This is a genomic window from Nonomuraea sp. NPDC051298 (genome assembly GCF_055586305.1).
Map to the genome: position 1 here is coordinate 533,772 of NZ_JBVJIM010000003.1, position 18,006 is coordinate 551,777.

Here is an 18,006-nt window from a genome sequence, read left to right on the forward strand (position 1 = left end):
GTGCCGCCCCTTCGCGAGAGGTAAGTCCCCGGATGTACGCATGCGTTTGTCGTGCCGTGACGGAGAACGACGTGCACGACTGCATCGCCGCTGGGGCGACGAGTGCGAAGCAGATTCGCGACACCACTGGTGCCGGTGGTGACTGTGCCCGTTGTGTACGGAAGATCTGTGCGATCCTGAAACGGTCTGAAGAACTGACGACCGCATAGCCGGATAGCGACGAGGGGCCCGTTATGCAGGGCGACAAGCAGATCATCGAGTTGCTCAACGAGCAGTTGACCGCGGAGCTGACCGCGATCAACCAGTACTTCCTGCATTCCAAGATGCAGGCGAACTGGGGCTACACCAAGCTCGCCGAGCACACCCGCTACGAGTCGATCGACGAGATGCGCCACGCCGAGCGCCTGACCGATCGCATCCTCTTCCTGGAGGGCCTGCCCAACTACCAGCGCCTGGGCACGCTGCACATCGGCCAGACCGTCGAAGAGCAGCTCAAGGCCGACCTCGAGGTGGAGCTGTCGGTGGTGCACCGGTTGCGCCCGGCGATTCAGCTCATGCGGGAGAAGGGCGACATCACCTCGGCGAACATCTTCGAGGACATCCTCCAGGACGAAGAAGAGCACATCGACTACCTGGAGACCGAGCTGGGGCTCATTCGCAGCCTCGGTGAGCAGCTCTACCTGGCCCGCTACGCCGAGCCACCGTCCACGGACGACTGACCGGCGCCGGATCGGCCTCGTGTCGGTCCCGTGTCGGCGCGTTGAGCGACATTCCCTGACGTACCCGGATTCGGGCGATTCTGGGGGAAACGCGGGCAGGCGGAGCAGCGGGGCCATCCGGGCGGGAATGATCGTCCGATGAATCCTGGGCCGGTGGCGCGGGCGTTTTAATCGCGACGTACCGTATTTTATTCGTGTTTGCCCAGGTCAATGGATAGGTCAACGACGAGTCAAACCGCGCGCTGTGCCCGGGAAACGATCGCCTAAGGTCCTACGATCGCTTCATGACCTGCGTACTTCTCGCCGAGGATGACACCTCGATTTCTGAGCCGCTCGCGCGCGCGTTGCGCCGCGAGGGCTATCAGGTCGAGGTGAGTCCCGACGGCCCACAAGCCCTGGAAAGGGCGCTATCGGGCGGCATCGACCTCATTGTCCTTGACCTTGGCCTGCCTGAAATGGACGGCCTCGAGGTCGCCCGCCGAATCCGCGCGGAGGGCCACGGCACTCCGGTTCTCATACTCACGGCCCGTGTCGACGAGGTCGACACCGTAGTCGGCCTCGACGCCGGCGCCGACGACTACGTGACGAAGCCGTTCCGGCTGGCCGAACTGCTCGCCAGGGTGCGCGCGCTGCTGCGGCGCGGCACCTCCGAGACCCCGGTCGTCCAGGGCGTGCGCATCGACGCCGACTCACGCCGCGCCTGGATGGGGGAGAAAGAGCTGCACTTGACCACGAAGGAGTTCGACCTGCTGCGCGTCCTGGTCCGCGACGCCGGCAAGGTCGTCACCCGCGAACAGATCATGCGCGAGGTCTGGGACACCAACTGGTGGGGTTCCACGAAGACACTCGACATGCACATCTCCTGGCTGAGGCGCAAGCTCGGCGACGACGCGGCCAAGCCGCGCTACATCACAACCGTCCGGGGGGTCGGCTTCCGGTTCGAGCGCGAGTAGGAGATGCGCCGCCGACTGCTCTCCTCCACCCTGGTCGTCGCGGTAATCGCGGTCCTGCTGCTGGGGGTCCCCCTGGGCGTCGTCGTCAGCCGTCTGATCGTCGATGAGGCGGCTCAGGAGCTCGGGGCGGAAGCCAAGCGTCTCGTGGGAGAGGTGGAGTATGCCCGCGTCCAGGAGACGCCGCTCGACCCCCAGCAACTGGAACAGAAATACCCGGGCCGGTTCATCCAGATCTGGGAACGCGGAACCCCTCTCAGGGTGACCGTCGTCGGCGAGCCCCCGCCGTCCGGTCACCTGATGACCGAGGACGCCCAGACCAACACCGGGGTCTACGTACGGATCAGCCGCGACCGTGACCAGGTCGAGCAGGACGTACGGGCTCGTCTGCTGCTCATCGTGGCCCTGGCCGTCGCCGCGCTGGCGGTGGCCGTGAGCCTGGCCGTGGTGCAGTCACGGCGGCTCACGCTGCCCTTGCAGGACCTGGCGAAGATCGCCGACCGGCTGGGCTCGGGGGACGCGCGTCCGAGCAAGCACCGCTACGGAATCCCCGAGCTCGACCGCGTGGCACAGGTGCTCGACCGCAGCGCCACCCGTATCTCCGACCTGCTCACCCGTGAGCGGGAGTTCGCCACCGACGCCTCCCACCAGCTCCGCACCCCGTTGACCGGCCTCACCATGCGCCTGGAGGAGATCGTGGCCTCCTCCGACGAGCCGGAGACCGTGCGCGAGGAGGGCGAGGCGGCGATCGTCCAGGCCGAGCGGCTCACCGCCGTGATCGACGAGCTGCTGGCCGCCGCCCGCCGCCAGCGCCACGCCCAGGCCGAGCCGGTCGCGGTCGACGAGGTGATCATCCAGCAGATCACCGAATGGGAGCCGGTCTTCCGGGACGCGGGACGCATCCTGCGCCTCGAAGGCACCCGAGGGCTGAAGGCCATGGCCACCACCGGCGGATTCGGCCAGGTGGTCGCCTCGCTGCTGGAGAACTCCCTGCGGCACGGCGGCGGCCCCGTCACCGTCACCACGACCTGCGGCGAGAACTACGTGGTGATCGAGGTCGCGGACGAGGGCCCCGGCATCGCCGACGAGATCGCCCCCAAGATCTTCGAGCGGAACGTCAGCGGCGGCGGAGGCACCGGGCTCGGCCTGACGCTGGCCCGCGCGCTGGCCGCGGCCGACGGCGGACGGCTGGAACTGGTGCTGCGGCGGCCGGCGACGTTCGCCATCTTCCTGCGGCCCGCCGAGGACGACGGCGGCAGGAACCGGGTGGTCAGCGGTCCGGCCTGACCCCGCCGGTCTCGGGCAGCTCCACCGGGATCGGCTCGGTGGCCTCCAGGAACACCCACTTCTTGTACGACCAGTAGCGGAACAGCGTGCCGAACCCCACGCCCACGATGTTGGCGATGTTGAGGCTGAGCGGGTCGTCGAGGCCGAGCGTGTAGGTGGCGAAGCCGATCGTCAGCACGCCGAACAGCAGTGCGATGCCGTTGAGCAGGAAGAACAGGAAGTATTCGCGGCCCAGCCCACTCTGCTCGCGGTCGCGGAAGGTCCAGAAGCGGTTGCCCAGATAGGCGAACGTGGTGGAGACCGTCGTGGCCGCGACCTTGGACGTCATCGGCCCCAGATCGAGCACGACGTTGCAGAAGTTGAGCAACCCCGTGTCGATCACGAACGCGATGGCCCCGATGCTGCCGAACTTGGCGAGCTCATGCACAAGGGACGAGAACCGCTGGTAGAGGCGTTTGGCGACGTCCACGTCTCTGCTCGGTCCCTTCCTTTGTCGAGCCGGACCTCCCTAGCGTACCGGGGGCGATGTAGCCCGGGTGTCAGACGTATGAACATACCCAGCAAAGAACGCTTCCATAAATATCGTCCTATGACCGGTATGGCCGTTACGGCGGCATTACGCTGCGGTGGCGCCGTCGTCAGGGGCGGTGCCGGGGGCGGGTGTCGTGGGTGCGTCGGGGGAAGTCGTACCGTCCCGGTAAGCTCACCAGGCGTGAGTTCCTACCACCCCATCGGGCCGGTCGTCGGCATCGTCGGCGCGGGCCAGCTCGCCAGGATGACGCAGCCGCCCGCCATCGCGCTCGGCGTCGAGCTGCGGGTGCTGGCCGGCAACCCCGAGGAGAGCGCCGCCCGGGTCGTCGTCGACACGCGCGTCGGAGACTACCGTGATCTTGGCGACCTCCGCGAGTTCGCCCAGGGTTGCGATGCGATCACGTTCGACCACGAGCACGTGCCGACCGAGCACATCAGGGCCCTGGCAGCGGCCGGCCACGTCGTGCGCCCGGGGGCCGACGCCCTCGTGCACGCCCAGGACAAGGCCGTCATGCGCGAGCGGCTCACCGCGATCGGCGCGCCGTGCCCGGCGTGGGCGCGGGTCGCGTCCGCCGACGACGTGACGGGCTTCGCCGCCGAGCACGGCTGGCCGGTGGTGCTGAAGGCGGTGCGCGGCGGCTACGACGGCCGGGGCGTGTGGGTGTGCCGCACGCCCGACGAGGCCGCGGAGGCGTTCGCGACCGGGGTGGAGCTGATGGCCGAGGCGTTCGTGCCGTTCGAGCGGGAGCTGGCGGTGCTGGTCGCCCGCTCGCCGCACGGGCAGGGCGTGAGCTACCCCGTCGTGGAGACCGTCCAGCAGGACGGCATCTGCGTCGAGGTCATCGCCCCCGCGCCCGGCCTCGACGCCGAGCAGTCCGCCCAGGCCCAGCGCATCGCGCTCAAGATCGCCGACGAGCTGGGGGTGACCGGGCTGCTGGCGGTGGAGATGTTCCAGACGTCCAGGGGGCTGGTGGTCAACGAGCTGGCCATGCGCCCGCACAACAGCGGTCACTGGACGATCGAGGGCTCGACGACCTCCCAGTTCGAGCAGCACCTGCGGGCCGTGCTCGACCTCCCGCTCGGCACGCCGCGGATGACGGCCCAGGTCGTCGTGATGGCCAACCTGCTCGGGGGCGACGATCCCGACCTGTTCAAGCGCTACGAGCACGTGATGGCCCACGACCCGGGCATCAAGCTGCACTTCTACGGCAAGGAGGTGCGCCCAGGACGCAAGATCGGCCACGTGACGGCCCTGGGCTCCAACCTCGACGACGTGCGCGCCCGCGCCCGCCACGCCGCCGTCTACCTCATGACCGGGGAGTACACGTGAGAGACCGAAGCCGACGACCGGCCGGGTGCGCCGCCGCCGCGGCTCCGGAGAAGGAGGCGCTGTGACGATCGGCATCGTGATGGGGAGCGACTCCGACTGGCCGGTGATGAAGGCCGCGGCCGAGGCGGTCGCCGAGTTCGGGGTCCCGTTCGAGGCCGACGTGGTGTCGGCGCACCGCATGCCGGTCGAGATGATCGAATACGGCACCCGGGCGGCCTCCCGGGGCCTCCAGGTGATCATCGCCGGCGCGGGCGGGGCCGCCCATCTGCCCGGCATGCTGGCCTCCGTCACCCCGCTCCCGGTGATCGGGGTGCCGGTGCCGTTGAAATACCTCGACGGGATGGACGCGTTGTTGTCGATCGTCCAGATGCCTGCCGGGGTGCCGGTCGCCACCGTGGCCGTCGGCGGGGCCCGTAACGCGGGGCTGCTGGCCGTACGCATCCTGGCCGCCTCCGACGCCGGGCTGCGTGAGCGGATGGTGGAGTTCCAGGGGCGGTTGAAGGAGCAGGCGTACGCCAAGGGCGAGAAACTCCGCGCCGAGGCCGCCGAACTCTGACGCGGCCGGGCTCTGGGGTGGTTGAGCTGGGCGGCGGGCCTGACCGGACGGTCTGGTCGATGGCGCTTGTCGTCGATGAGGGGCCCGTTGGGAGACGCTTTTTTCCTGGGCATTCCTGCGGTTAGGGTGCCGCCATGGACGACCCGATCAACGGCCACGCCGCTCGCGTGAACGCCATGGACCCGCTCGTCGCCGGTCAGGACGACCTTCCGGCCAAAGACCAGGACGAATTACTCGAAGCCCCCGACGCCGTCGGCCTGGCCTCGGTGGACCGGATCGACCCCGACAGCCTGCAGGCCACCTGGTCCCCGCTGGTCGTGCACCGGCTGCGGGCGAGGGTCGCGGGTCCCGACCCGGAGGCCGCGTTGGGGGCGCTCCTCGACCGCTGGCTCGCCCGGACCCGCGGTGACGCGCCCGGCGAGGCGCTGAGCGTGTCGTGGCCGAGCCGTGACACGGTCCCCGTCAGGGCGCTGGCCGTACGCGGCTTCGCCCCCATCACCGTGGTGGCAGTCCACCGCGTCCGGCCGCCCGCCCCGGCCACCTCCTCCTTCGCCATCCGTCCCGCCACCGCGGACGACCTGGAGGCGCTGGTGCGGATGTACGAACGGCTGGTGGCCTATGACGCCCAGTTCGGCTGGGTAACGGAGAGGGCGTCCACCGGGGAGCGCATCAGGGAGTCGGTGGTGGCCGAGGTATTGCCGCACCAGTGGTGCTGGCTGGCCGAGGTGGACGGCGAGCCCGTGGGGTGCGTCGTCGTGGAGCCGCCCGCCCGGTCGGGCTGGATCTCGGACGTCGTGAACGACTCGCCGGTGGGGTACCTGGGGGTCATGTACGTCGAGCCGTCGGCGCGCGGCCGGGGTGTGGGACCGGCGCTCGCGGACGTGGCCCACGGCCATGCGGCGGCGGAGGGGGTGTCGTCCCTGCTGCTCCACCACGCGCTGCCGAACCCGTTCTCGACCCCGTTCTGGGCCCGCCGCGGCTACCGCCCCCTGCTCACCCAGTGGGTACGCCACCCGGTGTAGCGGCCTCCTGGCCGCGGGCGCGTCGTGAGGACCGGCCAGTACGGCGCCGCCGGAGGTCGTCAGCCACCAGATCGCTCCTTGCCGTCCAGGGACGTCAGCCACTCCGCCGCCCGCTCGACGTGCAGATCACGGAGTCCTCGCCGTGGGCCGACGTCGATGACGCGGAAGGCGCCCACGTTGTCGTGAGATTTCAGGTACTGACGGTCGGCGCGTTCGAGGTCGTCGTCGAACCATACGAACGGCCTGCGGTTGACGTAGGCGGCGACGGGCGGCGTCTTCGGATGGACGCGAGGTGCGGAGGATCCGGAGTTGACGGGGATCACCGGTAGTTCGGGCAACCCGATCCGGGGTCCGATCTCCCGGTTCGCGTGCTCGACCCAGGTGGTCGCCCACGCAAGTTCGGCTCCGGTCTCGTGGGAGAGTTGCAGCAGCATCGGCCCGTGCTCGGGGTTGAGCACCACAGGGAAGGCGACGCCGTCGCAGACGGCTTCCACGCTCAGCCATGTGGGGCCCTGCCTGTGCCAAGGGTTCAGGACACCGTCGACGTCCAACAAGATCAGGGGACGGAGGTCGTCAGCCACGGCTCTCAGTCTCCCATCCGGCGATGACCTTCTTGGCTTCCTCCACCAGCGGGTCAGGTCTGCTCGAATCAGCCCTCCGCGTCAGCGCGCTCGAACGACGGGGCCCGTCCGATGAGGCGCCTGATCGCGGGCAGTCCGGGGATCGGACGAGCGGGCTGAAACAGGCCAGGCGAGGGGCGGCTCAAGGAGGCGGGGCGAGGGGGCTTCCGGAGGCGGAGCGAGGCCGTTTCCGGGGTGGAACCGGAGGTCAGGGGCGGCCGAGGGCGCGGTAGTGCCAGCCGGCTGACCGCCACATCTCGGCGTTCAGCGCGTTGCGCCCGTCCACGATGCGCCGGGTGGCGACCACGGCCCCCAGCTCGTCGGGGTCGAGCTGCAAGAACTCCTGCCACTCCGTGAGCAGCAACACCACGTGCGCCCCGCGAGCCGCGTCGATGGCCGATTCGCCGTAGTTCAGCTCGGGGTGAGCCTTGCGAGCGTTGCCGAGCGCGATCGGGTCGTAGATGGTGACCTGTCCGCCCTGCTGCCCTATCGTGACGGCCACGTCGAGGGCGGGGGAGTCGCGGATGTCGTCGGAGTTCGGCTTGAACGCCGCCCCCAGCACGCCCACCGTGCACCCGTGGAAGGAGCCGCCGGCCAGCTCTCTGGCCAGCTCGACCATGCGGGTCCTGCGGCGCATGTTGATGGCGTCCACCTCGCGCAGGAACGTCAGCGCCTGGTCCGCCCCCAGCTCACCGGCCCGTGCCATGAAGGCCCTGATGTCCTTGGGCAGGCAGCCGCCGCCGAAGCCGAGCCCGGCGTTGAGGTAGCGGCCGCCGATGCGGTCGTCGTACGACAGGGCCTCCGACAGCAGCTCGACGTCGGCGTGCGCGGCCTCGCAGACCTCGGCCATGGCGTTGATGAAGGAGATCTTGGTGGCCAGGAAGGCGTTGGCGGCCGTCTTGACCAGCTCGGCGGTGGCGAAGTCGCTCACCACGATCGGGATCTCGCCCAGCGGCTCGTACACCTCGCGCAGCATCTTCTCCGCCTGCTCGGAGCGTACGCCGAGGACGATGCGATCGGGGTGCAGGGTGTCCTCGACGGCGAATCCCTCCCGCAGAAACTCGGGGTTCCAGGCCAGCTCGGCCGCGCCACCGGCGGGTGAGAGCCGGGCCAGCTTGTCGGCCAGCCGTTCGGCGGTGCCGACGGGCACCGTGGACTTGCCCACCACCAGGCACTGGCGGTCGAGGAGCGGGGCCAGCGATTCGATGGCGTTGTCGAGGTAGGTGACGTCCGCGGCGTACTCGCCGCGTTTCTGCGGGGTGCCGACGCAGACGAAGTGCACGTCGCCAAAGGCGGCGACCTCCTCATATGAGGTGGTGAAGCGGAGCCTGCCGGAATCGAGGCCGCGGCGGAGGACCGGTTCGAGGCCGGGTTCGTGGATGGGGAGCTCGCCTGCGTTCAACCGGCGGATCTTGTCGGCATCGATGTCGAGGCCCAGGACGTCGAATCCGAGATCCGCCATGCACGCCGCATGCGTGATGCCCAGGTATCCGGTCCCGATCACCGTGAGGCGATATGGCACGAGTGAGCTCCTTTCGATCGCGCAGGCATGTTACCGGCCTTTGCTACCTCCTACGTGCCACCTGCACCTCTTCGCAAACCGTACCGGCTGGTAACAAGATGCTCGGACGTCCTAGTATTCGATGCATGAGCTTCCCTCTTTACGCGCCCGCCGAAGAGCACGACATGCTCAGGGAGACGGTCCGGGCCCTGGCCGACGAGAAGATCGCGCCGCACGCCGCCGAGATCGACGAGACCGAGGAGTTCTCCTGGGACGTCTACAAGGCGCTGGTGGCGTCCGACCTGCATGCCGTACACGTGCCTGAGCAGTACGGCGGCGCCGGGGCGGACGCGCTGGCCACCGTGATCGTGATCGAGGAGGTGGCGCGCGCCTGCGCCTCGTCCTCCCTGATCCCCGCCGTCAACAAGCTCGGCACGGTCCCCCTTCTGCTCTCCGCCTCCGAGGAGTTGAAGGGCCGCTATCTGGCGCCGGTGGCGAAGGGGGAGGCGATGTTCTCGTACGCGCTGTCGGAGCCGGAGGCGGGCTCGGACGCGGCGGCCATGCGGACGCGGGCGGTGGCCGACGGGGACTCGTACGTGCTCAACGGCACCAAGATGTGGATCACCAACGCCGGTGTGTCGGAGTACTACACGCTGATGGCCGTCACGGACCCGTCGGCAGGGGCGCGCGGCATCTCCGCCTTCGTGGTGGAGAAGTCTGACGAAGGCGTCTCCTTCGGTCCCAAGGAGAAGAAGCTCGGCATCAAGGGCTCGCCCACCCGCCAGGTCATCCTGGACAACGTCCGCATCCCGGCCGACCGCCTGATCGGGGCGCCCGGCACCGGCTTCAAGACGGCCCTGGCCACCCTCGACCACACCCGCGTCACCATCGCCGCCCAGGCTCTGGGCATCGCGCAGGGGGCACTGGACTTCGCGATCGGCTACGTCAAGGAACGCAAGCAGTTCGGCCGCCCGGTGGCCGACTTCCAGGGCCTGCAGTTCATGATCGCCGACATGTCGATGAAGCTGGAGGCGGCCCGGCAGCTCACGTACCACGCGGCGGCCAAGTCCGACCGGGCGATGAACGGCGAACCCCAGAAGGACCTCACGTACCTGTCGAGCGCGGCGAAGTGCGCGGCCTCGGACGCCGCCATGGAGATCACCACGGACGCGGTGCAACTGCTCGGCGGGTACGGATACACCAAGGACTTCCCGGTCGAGCGCATGATGAGAGACGCCAAGATCACCCAGATCTACGAGGGCACCAACCAGATCCAGAGAATGGTGATGGCCCGGCAACTCCTCAAATAGCCTGCGGCCTGTGATACCCCCGCTTGCCGGAGACCGCAAGCGAGGGTGTCTCAGCTTGGCGCGAAGCCAAATGATCATTTTCCCTACCCGATCCGTGGATTACGGAGCGGGCAGAGCGGACTGCTGTCTGCCATATATGCGTGACGCGATTGCGGCCTACCGTTTGAGCACCGTATGTATGGCAGCGGTGGCTGCGATCCATAGTCCCGCGCATCCCCCGGCGGCCTGCGCGCCGAAGATGATGGCTTCGGGGATCGCGTCCCCGTTGCCCAGGGCGAGCAAGGCGCCGATGACGCCGATCAAGAGTGAGATCAGGACGCCTGCGACGGCCCACCAAATGAGGTTTGCCTTGCTCACGCCTTGTTCCCCTCTTGGGTGATGGCCCAGCATTTGCTGCGTCTGGGCGCTGTGTGGACATTCATGACAGTACGAGTAGCAGAGCGTAAGTCCTGCATACTTAGCGTTGATCAAATCCGGATGCGACCGAGTCCCCTCCGGATGAACGGGCGCATGCTTCGGATGTAATCGGACGCATCCGGAAGCTTCGCTGCTATTAGACCAATTTGGGTATGCCGCCCATGGCGTGGTGAACATCCACGAGCCTGACCTGTGGGACCATAGTTACTTCTCGGGCCTAAGGGTGGAGTGCACCTTCCTTCACCTCGGCCTATCCTCTTCCGCCCACTATGGGCACACGATCCTGAACAGGTTGGATCATGAATGGAGCCAGCCCAGGCGGTACCCGCCTAGCGTTGCTCGCGACGCGGATGAGAAAGCTGTATTACGTCGAAGCGGGGCAGCCGTCATATCAGACGCTCTCCAGGGAGGCCGAGCGCATCATCGCCGAGGCTGACGAGAAGAACAGTGAATGGCTTCGGCATCTGCCACGAGCCACCGCCTGCGACCTGATCAGCGGGAAGTCCAAGAGGACTCCCGACTGGTTGCTTGTACGCACGCTGGTGGTCGTGTGCCACCGCATCGCCACCAAGTCCAATCTCGACATCGCTCCCCAGGAGTCCCTGGTGAGGGAGTTCGGTCAGCTCTGGCAGGCCGCAAAGGAGGACGAGGAGGGTCGCTTATCCGCGTCGCAGGCGTATGCCACGACACCTGGCCACAGTGGGGAACCCGCGGACGACCAGGTCACCGGTGATGTCCTGGACCCGGCTCCTGGAGAAGGTCCTTCACGGAGGACCACCCTGCCAGATGGACGGATCCCCGGTAGCTGGGGTCGTCTGGGCAGCCGACGACTCAAGCACGCCGAGGGGGGAGATGCGCAGGCTGCCTACGAGGTAGCCGTGTTGTTGGCATGCGAGGCCGTCGGCCTGGAGAGTGGCGGCGCGGATCCGGAGGAGGTGGCGTACTGGCGCGACAAGGCGTCCCTCTGGAAGGGCAAGGCCATGGGCAAGGTCCCTGAAGCCGCCGCTCTACGACTGCAAGGTCTCCAGTTGGTCAACGCGGCATACGAACTGGCCATCAAGTACAAGAAGGCGGGCAGGGCAGGTTCGAAGGACTTCTTCATCGCTGCCATGCAGGCGGAAAGTTCCGTGGGGAGCCTCAATCAGGCATCCGCCGGCGCCGGTGCCGATGATCTCGCCGTAGTCGATCCTCGTGATGAGGCGTGGCTGTAGCAGGGAACGCTGACGGCCCCATCCGGAACAGCGGACAGTTCGTCTCCCTCGTACTCGGCCTCGACAAGAGATGGGTGTTACCGGTCGGAGGGGGTGTCGTCTCTGGGCCAGATCTGGACGGCTCGTGGGAGGTCTTTGATGCTGCCGCCCTCGGGGATCAGGCCCCAGAGGAACGGGATCAGGTAGCGGGGTCGTTCGCCGAGGAGCGCGGTCAGGTCGTCCTCGGTGACGTCGAGGGTGAAGGGTGAGCCCGGCCGCCGCGGGTCCCATCCTGCTTCGACGGCTCGCCGGACGCACCCGCTGACGAGGACGGGACGGATGGCCATCGTTCGCGCTCCGAACCCGTTGTCCGGCCGGGCGAAGGGGAGCGAGACCGTGAGAACGCCTCCCGCCTGCTCGGCTCGCTCGACCGCGAAGCTGATCGGGTTCCACGTGCCGCCCCTGTGGGACGGGCTGTTGCTGACCCGCCAGCGGTAGTCGGTGCCGTCGACGCTGATGCGCCGCGAGCCCTTCTTCGGCATTGTCACAGCCGCCTCCAAGTTCCGGTCGTGCCCGGTCGCCGTTCCGCGGGAGCGTCAGAGTAGCGAGAGCTGATGTGAGAAGCCTGTGAGCGGGTGGGCACCCGGCCGGTCCGTGTCATCTCCGGAAGGACGGGACCTCCTACGTGGGCAGGTCGGTCAGGTCGTCGTCGGTCAGGGTCAGTTCGAAGGCGTTGCCGGCCTGCGACGGGTCCCAGCCGCCCGTGCGGGCCCGGCGGATGGTCGCCGCCACGAGCGCCGGGCGTACGGCGGTCGTGCGCTCGCCCAGCCAGGCGTCCGGACGCGAGCGGGGCAGCGAGACGAGGAGGACGCGGCCAGGTGACTCGGCCCGTTGCACGGCGAAGGTCATGGGTCCCCAACCCTCCCCCTGGCAGTGGGTCGGCTTGTGGCGTATGCGCCAGCGGTAGCCGGTGCCGTCGACGGTGATGGGGCGTGCGCCCTTCTTGGGGATCGCCATGGCGCGGGACCTCCTGGGTCCGTTCGGTGGGAGCGGCCGTCGTAGGGTCCCTTCATGAGTGAGGAGCACGCAACTGGTTTGTTGCACCATGTCGAGATCTGGGTCCCCGACTTGTGGCGGGCCACGGCCGGCTGGCAGTGGCTGCTGGAGGCGCTCGGGTACGCGCTCCACCAGGATTGGGAGTACGGGCGGAGCTGGCGGCTGGGGGCGACGTACATCGTGGTCGAGCAGTCGCCCGCGCTCACCGAGGCGCGGCACGACCGGTGTCGTCCGGGGCTGAACCATCTGGCCTTCCACGCGGGGAGCCGTGCGCGGGTCGACGAGCTGGCCGGGCAGGCGCCCGCGTACGGGTGGACGTTGATGTTCCCCGACCGGCATCCGTGGGCGGGTGGGGAGCGGCACTACGCCGCCTACCTGGAGGATGGGGACGGGTTCGAGGTGGAGCTGGTGGCGGCCCCCTGAAGGCGGCTCGCTCGTGTCTGGGGTGAAGTTCACCGTATCTGGGGTGAAATCCCCTGGCGCGAGCCCGGGAGACTGCGGCATCATGGCGCACATGATCTACGGGAAGGGCGGCCACCGCCCCAGCCGGTGAACCCCGGCACGAGGAAGCTGAGCGACGACGACCGGCTCACCTTCCTGGCACACGCGATCTCCATGTCCTCCCTGTACGGCCCCGGCCCCTGGCCGCCGCATGCCCAGGAGCTCCCGGACGAGCCGCCTCGCCCCGACGACGGTCAGCCGTACCTCTCCAGTGCCGTCATGGACGGCATCAGGACCCACCACTTCGCGACCGATCCCGATCCCGGCGCGGTCGCCGAGGTCGCCGACCTGCTGCGGGACGACGCGCCGTACGAGCGGCTGCACGACCGGCTGGCCGCGGCGTCGGCGCTGGCCATCTGCGACGACCTGCTGCGCGAGCTGTCGCGACGGCCGCCGCTCGGGGAGCGGCTCTACGACGCGGGCCGGTGGCTGGCCGAGCACGGCACCCGGCGTGAGGCGACGAAGATCGGTATCGTCCTCGTCGGAGCGTGCGGCGGCGAGCCGGACCGCGAGCTGCTGCTCCTGCTCGGCACGCTGGAGGAGTTCACCCTGTACGCCGTCGTCGCGCTCCTGCGCACCCAGCCCGACCCGGAGCGGGCGGTGTTCGAGCTGGCCGGGCGCGTCAAGGACTGGGGGCGCGTGCACGCGGTCGAACGCCTCGAAGGCAGCCACGACCCCGAGGTCAAGGCGTGGCTGCTGCGCGAGGGCTTCCGCAACGGCATCATGAACGAGTACCTGGCCCCGATCGCCGCCACGACCGGCGACCTGTACTCCGCCCTGCTCGACCCGGAGCCGGACGACGCGCTGGTGGACGGCGCGGGCGACCTCCTGGCCGCGCTCGTCGTCGGCGAGGGCGGCCCGACCTCGGGCATCAGCGCGTACGCCGACGCCGTGCCCGCCCTGGCCCGCTACGCCGACCTGGCCGCGACCCGCGAGGCCACCCTCGGCCGCCTCCTCAGCCTCCTGTCCGTGACCGAGGGGCTGCGCGAGGCGCCCGCGGACGGGTTCGGCTGGCGGGGCGGCGACCTGGCGGTGTTGCGCCGGCGCTACGAGGAGGTGCTGGGGCAGCCCCGCTGGAGCGGCCTGGCGCTGGCGGGCGTGGCGGACCCGGCGGGGGCGGACTTCGGCGCGGCGCTGTACTGCGCGTCCCGGCTCGGCCTGCCGACACTCGCGCAGGCCGAGGCCAGGGTACGGCTGGAGCCCGGCGACGATTTCGCCTGGGACGTGGTGATCCGCCAGGCCGCGCCGGAAGCGCTCGTCGCGCTGGCCGGCGAACTGCTGCCGGTGGAGAGCCTGGCGAACGGCCCCGGCGAGCGCCTCTTCGGCGACGGCCACGAACGGGCGCTGGAGTCGGTGGTCGAGGAGCTGGGCGCGTATCCGGGGCTGGGGCTGACGCTCATCCGGGTGGCGCTGCGCAACCGGCTGATCAGGGTGCGCGGGAACGCGGTGCGGTCGCTGGCCGCGTGGCCGTCCGTGCCAGGGGAGGCCCTCACCTGGGTACGGGCCGCGCACGAGGTCGAGCCGGACGACGGCGTACGCGCGGACATGCGCACCCTGCTCACCCGCGACGTGCTCACCTGCGACGTGCTCACCCGCGACGGCGACCGACCGCCGCACCGACGAGACGACGAACGGAGGCGAGGCGGCCATGCGGCCTCGTGAACTTTCCCCGCGCGAACTGCTCGACGAGGTGGAGCCGCTGCCGTACGGGCAGCGGCTGCGCCGCCTGGCCGAACACGCGAGGGCGCTCGCCGGCCGCCCCGAGCTGCGGGCGCTGCTGGACGGCCTGGCCGGGCTCGGCCAGTACGAGCGCTCGCTCGGAGTGCGGCTGGCCGTCGTCGCGAACGAGGTCGAGCACGTCACGCGCGCCATGGCCGACCCCGATCCGGACGTCTCCCGGTACGCGATCAACCAGGCGATCCGGCTCGGCGGCCCCGACGACGCCGTCGTGGAGATCGTCCGTACCGCCTCCGCCGATCGCCGGATGGCCGCTTACCGGGCCATCAGGCAGGCCGAGCGGCACGACCTGGCCGGGCGGCTGGTCGACGAGGTACGCGAACGGTGGGGCGACAGGGAGGCGGCCGGTCTGCTCACGTCGTGCCCGGCCGGGATGGTCGCGGCCCGGCTGGCCGACCTCGCGTACGCGGTGCCGAACTGGGGCGCGCTGGCCCGGCGGCACCCCGTCGTCGTGCTCGACCACGCCGAGTCCGTGCTGGCCGAGCTGCCGCGCCCGTTACGTTCCGCGTGGTGGCTCGCGGTCGGCCCCGGGATCGAGGCCGCCGCCGAGCACGTCCCCGAACGGGTGATCACGCTGCTGGAGCGCCACTGGACCGACAGGACCTGGCGGTGCGCGGGACGGCTGCTGGACGCCGACCTGGAGCGTACGCTGGCCCTCTACCTCGTCCCCGGGCGGGAGCCGCAGCTCGCCGGGCTGCTGCGGCGGCGGGCCGTACGGCGGCGGCTGGCCGCGCTCACCGACGACCGGCTCGGGGAGCTGGGACGCGCGGTGCGCGAGCACGACGACTGGCTGGTCGACCTGCTGCTGGCGGTGCCGCCCAGCCGCAGGGAGGCGGTGTTCGCCGCGGCGACGGAGGGCGTCGACGTCTCCCAGGCAGTCTGCTCGGAAGACCTGCTGAAGGTCCTGCCGCTGGGCCGCCGCGCCGTCGAGGCCCGGCGCATGCTGGGGCTGCGTTCCGTCGCCAGGGATCCGTACCGCGTGCTGGAGGTCACCGCCTTCCTTCCGTACGACGAGGCCGAGGAGACGTTGCGGGCCGTCACCCGCCGCTCAGACGGGCGCGAGCGCGCCAACGGCTACCTCCACCTGATCGCCTGCGCCGGCCGCGCCCGCGACCCCGAGATCGTCACCCGCCTGATGGACGCGCTCGGCCGGCTGCGCAACGAGCAGGACCCGGTGCGCCTGGCCGCCGCCGGGGCGCTGGCGGAGATCCCGCCGCGGCTCTTCCTGGCCGCGCACGTGCCCGTCCTGGACCGGCTCGTGGACGACGCGCTCGCCGCCCGCGACTGCTCCCACTCCACCCGGGTCTTCCTGGCCCGCCTGGCCGCCGGCGTCTTCGGGGAGGGCGCGCGGCGGGACGACCCGGCCCTGCTGGAGTACGGACTGCGGGTCTTCGAACGCGTCGCCGGCCACACGGGCACGGTCTTCCTGCGCCCGCTGGCGCACGTGCTGAGGCGGGGCCAGGAGGCCGTACTGGGGCGCAGGCTGGCGCCGTACCTGGCGGCGGAGGCCGACCACGACCGCCACGACCTGGCCTTCATGCTCGCGGCGGCGCTCGGCCGGCGCGGCCACGACGTGCCGGAGCTGCAGCACGCGCTGGAACGCGCGTTGACCGCCGCGCGCGACTCGGACGCGCTGCGGGCGATCGAGCTGTGGCTGGAGCCGCCGCGGACGCGGGGGCGGCGGGTGGAGGCGCTGCTGGCGTCCGACCCGTCCGTGGTCGTGATCGGCCCGGTGTTCGACGTGCTGGCGTGGCGGCGTACGGATCTGCTGGACGCCGCGCTGGGCGGTCGAGTCCCGGCCGGCCGGTTCGCCAAGAAGGGCGTGCGGCGGGTGCCGCATGCCCGCCGTCAGGCCGTACGGCGGTGGACGGCGGCGCAGCGCGAGGCGTACCTGGGGCTGATGGAGCGGGTGGCGGGGAACCGCAAGCTGCCCGCGCGGGAGCGTGCCCAGGCGGTGCGGATGATGGGCGAGGTCCCTGCGGCCGAGGCCGGGAGGTTGCGGCCGTTCCTGGCCTCGGACGACGCCCTGCTGCGGCGGGCGGCGCTGACCGCGCTGCCGTGGACGGCGCGTCCGGGGGAGGTGCTGGCCGACCTGCTCGCGTACGCCGGTGGTGACGACGCGCACGTGGCCGTGTACGCGGCGGTGCGGGCGGCTCGCCACGTGCGTCCCGCTGAGTTGCCCGCGGCCCTGGAGCCGGTGCTGGACGGTGGCAAGGTGACCGCGCGCAAGGAGGCGGTCCGGCTGCTCGCCCGCCACCGCGCGCCCGGCGCGACCCGGCTGCTGCGCGACCTGTGGGCGGCCGACGGCCAGCACAAGGACGTACGGGTGGCGATCGGGTCGGCGGTCCTCGACCTGCTCGCCGAGCCCGAGGCGTGGGAGGTGCTCAGGGGAGCGGTGACGGAGGCAGGGGACCTGGCGGCCCCGGTGCTCGGCACGCAGCCGCTCGCCGTGCCCGAGCGGTGGCGGGCGGAGTTCGGGGAACTGGTCGTGGCCGCGACGCGGGCGGCGGACCGGCGTACCCGGGCGAGCGCCGTCATGGAGCTGCGTCACTGGGTGGTCTACGCGCCGGGCGCCATGGACCGGCTGGCGGAGATCGTCTGCGAGCTGCGCGAGACCGCGAACTGGCAGGACGCCGCGCGCGGGCTGGTGGTCGGCGCGTGCGCCGGGGTCCGGCCGCAGGCGCTGCGGGCGGCGGTTCGCACGCTGGCCGCCGCGCCCGCCGAGCCCGACGCCGGGGCCGACCGCGACCTCCCGGCGGCCCAGCGGCTGGCGGCCGTCGTCACGTACGTGCGCTGGTGGCACCGGGTGGAAAGGGAGCCGGTGCCGTCCGGCGTCCTGGAGGCGGCCGACGACCTCCCGGTGAGCCTGGCGGCCGGGCTCCTGGCCGGGACCGTCGACTGGGACGCCCCCCGCGACGTGCTGGCGCGGCTGGTGGAGACGGCGCCGGGAGTGCTGGCCGCCGTCGAGACGGGCGAGGCGCTCGCGGAGTCCACCGTGCACGTGCCGCCGGAGCGGGTGCTGCCGCACGCGCGGTGGCTGGCCGCAGAGGGGGAGACGGGCGCGCTGCTCGCCACGGCGCTGGCGGCGTCGTGCGGGCCCCGGTCGGGGTGGGCGGAGCCGTGGCGGGAGCTGCTGCGACGCGTACGCGCGGGCGACTTCCCCGAGGCCGCCTACCGCGCGCGGCGCGTCAGAACGGTGGAGGAGTAGCCGGCGGAGTTCAGGCCGCAGAACGATCGAGCAGCACGGTCAGAACGGTCGATCAGTAGTTCGCAGGCACT

Annotated in this window: 18 protein-coding genes; 12 read left to right on the forward strand and 6 right to left on the reverse strand. The window is 70.6% G+C overall.

Annotated features, from left to right (window positions below; genetic code table 11):
- Positions 1-32 precede the first annotated feature (32 nt).
- The 4 genes from ACZ6S0_RS12585 to ACZ6S0_RS12600 all read left to right on the forward strand — a co-directional run bounded on the left by ACZ6S0_RS12585 (position 33) and on the right by ACZ6S0_RS12600 (position 2,956).
- Positions 33-209: a (2Fe-2S)-binding protein gene (locus tag ACZ6S0_RS12585; RefSeq protein ID WP_465915891.1), complete on the forward strand. Its 177-nt coding sequence runs from the start codon at positions 33-35 to the stop codon at positions 207-209.
- Between the two features lie 24 nt (positions 210-233).
- Positions 234-719, forward strand: a complete 486-nt coding sequence (gene bfr, locus ACZ6S0_RS12590; RefSeq protein WP_465915893.1) for a bacterioferritin — start codon at positions 234-236, stop codon at positions 717-719.
- Positions 720-1,003: 284 nt separating this feature from the next.
- Positions 1,004-1,672 (forward strand): response regulator transcription factor, encoded by a 669-nt coding sequence (locus tag ACZ6S0_RS12595; protein WP_043620820.1) that lies wholly within the window; start codon positions 1,004-1,006, stop codon positions 1,670-1,672.
- Positions 1,673-1,675: 3 nt separating this feature from the next.
- Positions 1,676-2,956 carry an ATP-binding protein gene (locus ACZ6S0_RS12600; protein WP_465915895.1) on the forward strand — a complete coding sequence of 427 codons (1,281 nt, stop codon included), beginning with the start codon at positions 1,676-1,678 and terminating at the stop codon, positions 2,954-2,956.
- On the opposite strand, the gene ACZ6S0_RS12605 is transcribed toward ACZ6S0_RS12600, so the two are convergent.
- Positions 2,940-3,425: a GtrA family protein gene (locus ACZ6S0_RS12605; protein ID WP_344893341.1), complete on the reverse strand. Its 486-nt coding sequence runs from the start codon at positions 3,423-3,425 to the stop codon at positions 2,940-2,942. The genes ACZ6S0_RS12600 and ACZ6S0_RS12605 overlap by 17 nt on opposite strands.
- 243 nt (positions 3,426-3,668) lie before the next feature.
- Here ACZ6S0_RS12605 and ACZ6S0_RS12610 point away from each other — a divergent pair, with 243 nt between their 5' ends.
- From ACZ6S0_RS12610 to ACZ6S0_RS12620, 3 genes are all read left to right on the forward strand, one after another.
- Positions 3,669-4,817, forward strand: coding sequence for a 5-(carboxyamino)imidazole ribonucleotide synthase (locus ACZ6S0_RS12610; RefSeq protein ID WP_465915897.1), 1,149 nt, complete (start codon positions 3,669-3,671; stop codon positions 4,815-4,817).
- A 79-nt stretch (positions 4,818-4,896) separates the two neighbouring features.
- The gene (gene purE / locus ACZ6S0_RS12615) at positions 4,897-5,373 is read left to right on the forward strand and encodes a 5-(carboxyamino)imidazole ribonucleotide mutase (RefSeq protein ID WP_465916138.1); all 477 of its coding nucleotides are present in this window, start codon (positions 4,897-4,899) and stop codon (positions 5,371-5,373) included.
- Between the two features lie 134 nt (positions 5,374-5,507).
- Positions 5,508-6,395: a GNAT family N-acetyltransferase gene (locus tag ACZ6S0_RS12620; protein ID WP_465915899.1), complete on the forward strand. Its 888-nt coding sequence runs from the start codon at positions 5,508-5,510 to the stop codon at positions 6,393-6,395.
- Positions 6,396-6,454: 59 nt separating this feature from the next.
- Here ACZ6S0_RS12620 and ACZ6S0_RS12625 read toward each other — a convergent pair whose 3' ends face one another.
- Positions 6,455-6,976, reverse strand: coding sequence for an HAD domain-containing protein (locus ACZ6S0_RS12625; RefSeq protein ID WP_465915901.1), 522 nt, complete (start codon positions 6,974-6,976; stop codon positions 6,455-6,457).
- Between the two features lie 247 nt (positions 6,977-7,223).
- Positions 7,224-8,537 (reverse strand): UDP-glucose dehydrogenase family protein, encoded by a 1,314-nt coding sequence (locus ACZ6S0_RS12630; RefSeq protein WP_465915903.1) that lies wholly within the window; start codon positions 8,535-8,537, stop codon positions 7,224-7,226.
- A gap of 125 nt (positions 8,538-8,662) precedes the next feature.
- Here ACZ6S0_RS12630 and ACZ6S0_RS12635 point away from each other — a divergent pair, with 125 nt between their 5' ends.
- Positions 8,663-9,826, forward strand: a complete 1,164-nt coding sequence (locus ACZ6S0_RS12635) for an acyl-CoA dehydrogenase family protein (protein WP_465915906.1) — start codon at positions 8,663-8,665, stop codon at positions 9,824-9,826.
- Positions 9,827-9,982: 156 nt separating this feature from the next.
- Here ACZ6S0_RS12635 and ACZ6S0_RS12640 read toward each other — a convergent pair whose 3' ends face one another.
- Complete coding sequence (locus ACZ6S0_RS12640; RefSeq protein WP_465915908.1) at positions 9,983-10,183, reverse strand: hypothetical protein; 201 nt, start codon at positions 10,181-10,183, stop codon at positions 9,983-9,985.
- 410 nt (positions 10,184-10,593) lie between these two features.
- Here ACZ6S0_RS12640 and ACZ6S0_RS12645 point away from each other — a divergent pair, with 410 nt between their 5' ends.
- On the forward strand, positions 10,594-11,454 hold the full coding sequence (locus tag ACZ6S0_RS12645) for a hypothetical protein (RefSeq protein ID WP_465915909.1): 861 nt from the start codon (positions 10,594-10,596) through the stop codon (positions 11,452-11,454).
- A gap of 77 nt (positions 11,455-11,531) precedes the next feature.
- On the opposite strand, the gene ACZ6S0_RS12650 is transcribed toward ACZ6S0_RS12645, so the two are convergent.
- Both ACZ6S0_RS12650 and ACZ6S0_RS12655 read right to left on the reverse strand, forming a co-directional pair.
- Positions 11,532-11,981 (reverse strand): hypothetical protein, encoded by a 450-nt coding sequence (locus ACZ6S0_RS12650; RefSeq protein ID WP_465915911.1) that lies wholly within the window; start codon positions 11,979-11,981, stop codon positions 11,532-11,534.
- 133 nt (positions 11,982-12,114) lie between these two features.
- Positions 12,115-12,450 (reverse strand): hypothetical protein, encoded by a 336-nt coding sequence (locus ACZ6S0_RS12655; RefSeq protein WP_465915913.1) that lies wholly within the window; start codon positions 12,448-12,450, stop codon positions 12,115-12,117.
- 54 nt (positions 12,451-12,504) lie between these two features.
- On the opposite strand from ACZ6S0_RS12655, the gene ACZ6S0_RS12660 reads away from it, so the two are divergent.
- From ACZ6S0_RS12660 to ACZ6S0_RS12670, 3 genes are all read left to right on the forward strand, one after another.
- Positions 12,505-12,912 carry a VOC family protein gene (locus tag ACZ6S0_RS12660; protein ID WP_465915915.1) on the forward strand — a complete coding sequence of 136 codons (408 nt, stop codon included), beginning with the start codon at positions 12,505-12,507 and terminating at the stop codon, positions 12,910-12,912.
- Positions 12,913-13,038: 126 nt separating this feature from the next.
- Complete coding sequence (locus ACZ6S0_RS12665; RefSeq protein WP_465915916.1) at positions 13,039-14,652, forward strand: hypothetical protein; 1,614 nt, start codon at positions 13,039-13,041, stop codon at positions 14,650-14,652.
- Positions 14,639-17,935 carry a hypothetical protein gene (locus ACZ6S0_RS12670; RefSeq protein ID WP_465915917.1) on the forward strand — a complete coding sequence of 1,099 codons (3,297 nt, stop codon included), beginning with the start codon at positions 14,639-14,641 and terminating at the stop codon, positions 17,933-17,935. The genes ACZ6S0_RS12665 and ACZ6S0_RS12670 overlap by 14 nt, the downstream gene beginning before the upstream one ends.
- The last annotated feature ends 71 nt before the right edge of the window (positions 17,936-18,006 follow it).

Coding starts and splice junctions, on each gene's coding strand:
- ACZ6S0_RS12585 (WP_465915891.1), top strand. CDS start 33: ATGTACGCATGCGTTTGTCGTGCCGTGACGGAGAACGACGTGCACGAC.
- bfr (WP_465915893.1), top strand. CDS start 234: ATGCAGGGCGACAAGCAGATCATCGAGTTGCTCAACGAGCAGTTGACC.
- ACZ6S0_RS12595 (WP_043620820.1), top strand. CDS start 1,004: ATGACCTGCGTACTTCTCGCCGAGGATGACACCTCGATTTCTGAGCCG.
- ACZ6S0_RS12600 (WP_465915895.1), top strand. CDS start 1,676: ATGCGCCGCCGACTGCTCTCCTCCACCCTGGTCGTCGCGGTAATCGCG.
- purE (WP_465916138.1), top strand. CDS start 4,897: ATGGGGAGCGACTCCGACTGGCCGGTGATGAAGGCCGCGGCCGAGGCG.
- ACZ6S0_RS12620 (WP_465915899.1), top strand. CDS start 5,508: ATGGACGACCCGATCAACGGCCACGCCGCTCGCGTGAACGCCATGGAC.
- ACZ6S0_RS12635 (WP_465915906.1), top strand. CDS start 8,663: ATGAGCTTCCCTCTTTACGCGCCCGCCGAAGAGCACGACATGCTCAGG.
- ACZ6S0_RS12645 (WP_465915909.1), top strand. CDS start 10,594: ATGAGAAAGCTGTATTACGTCGAAGCGGGGCAGCCGTCATATCAGACG.
- ACZ6S0_RS12655 (WP_465915913.1), bottom strand. CDS start 12,450: ATGGCGATCCCCAAGAAGGGCGCACGCCCCATCACCGTCGACGGCACC.
- ACZ6S0_RS12660 (WP_465915915.1), top strand. CDS start 12,505: ATGAGTGAGGAGCACGCAACTGGTTTGTTGCACCATGTCGAGATCTGG.
- ACZ6S0_RS12670 (WP_465915917.1), top strand. CDS start 14,639: ATGCGGCCTCGTGAACTTTCCCCGCGCGAACTGCTCGACGAGGTGGAG.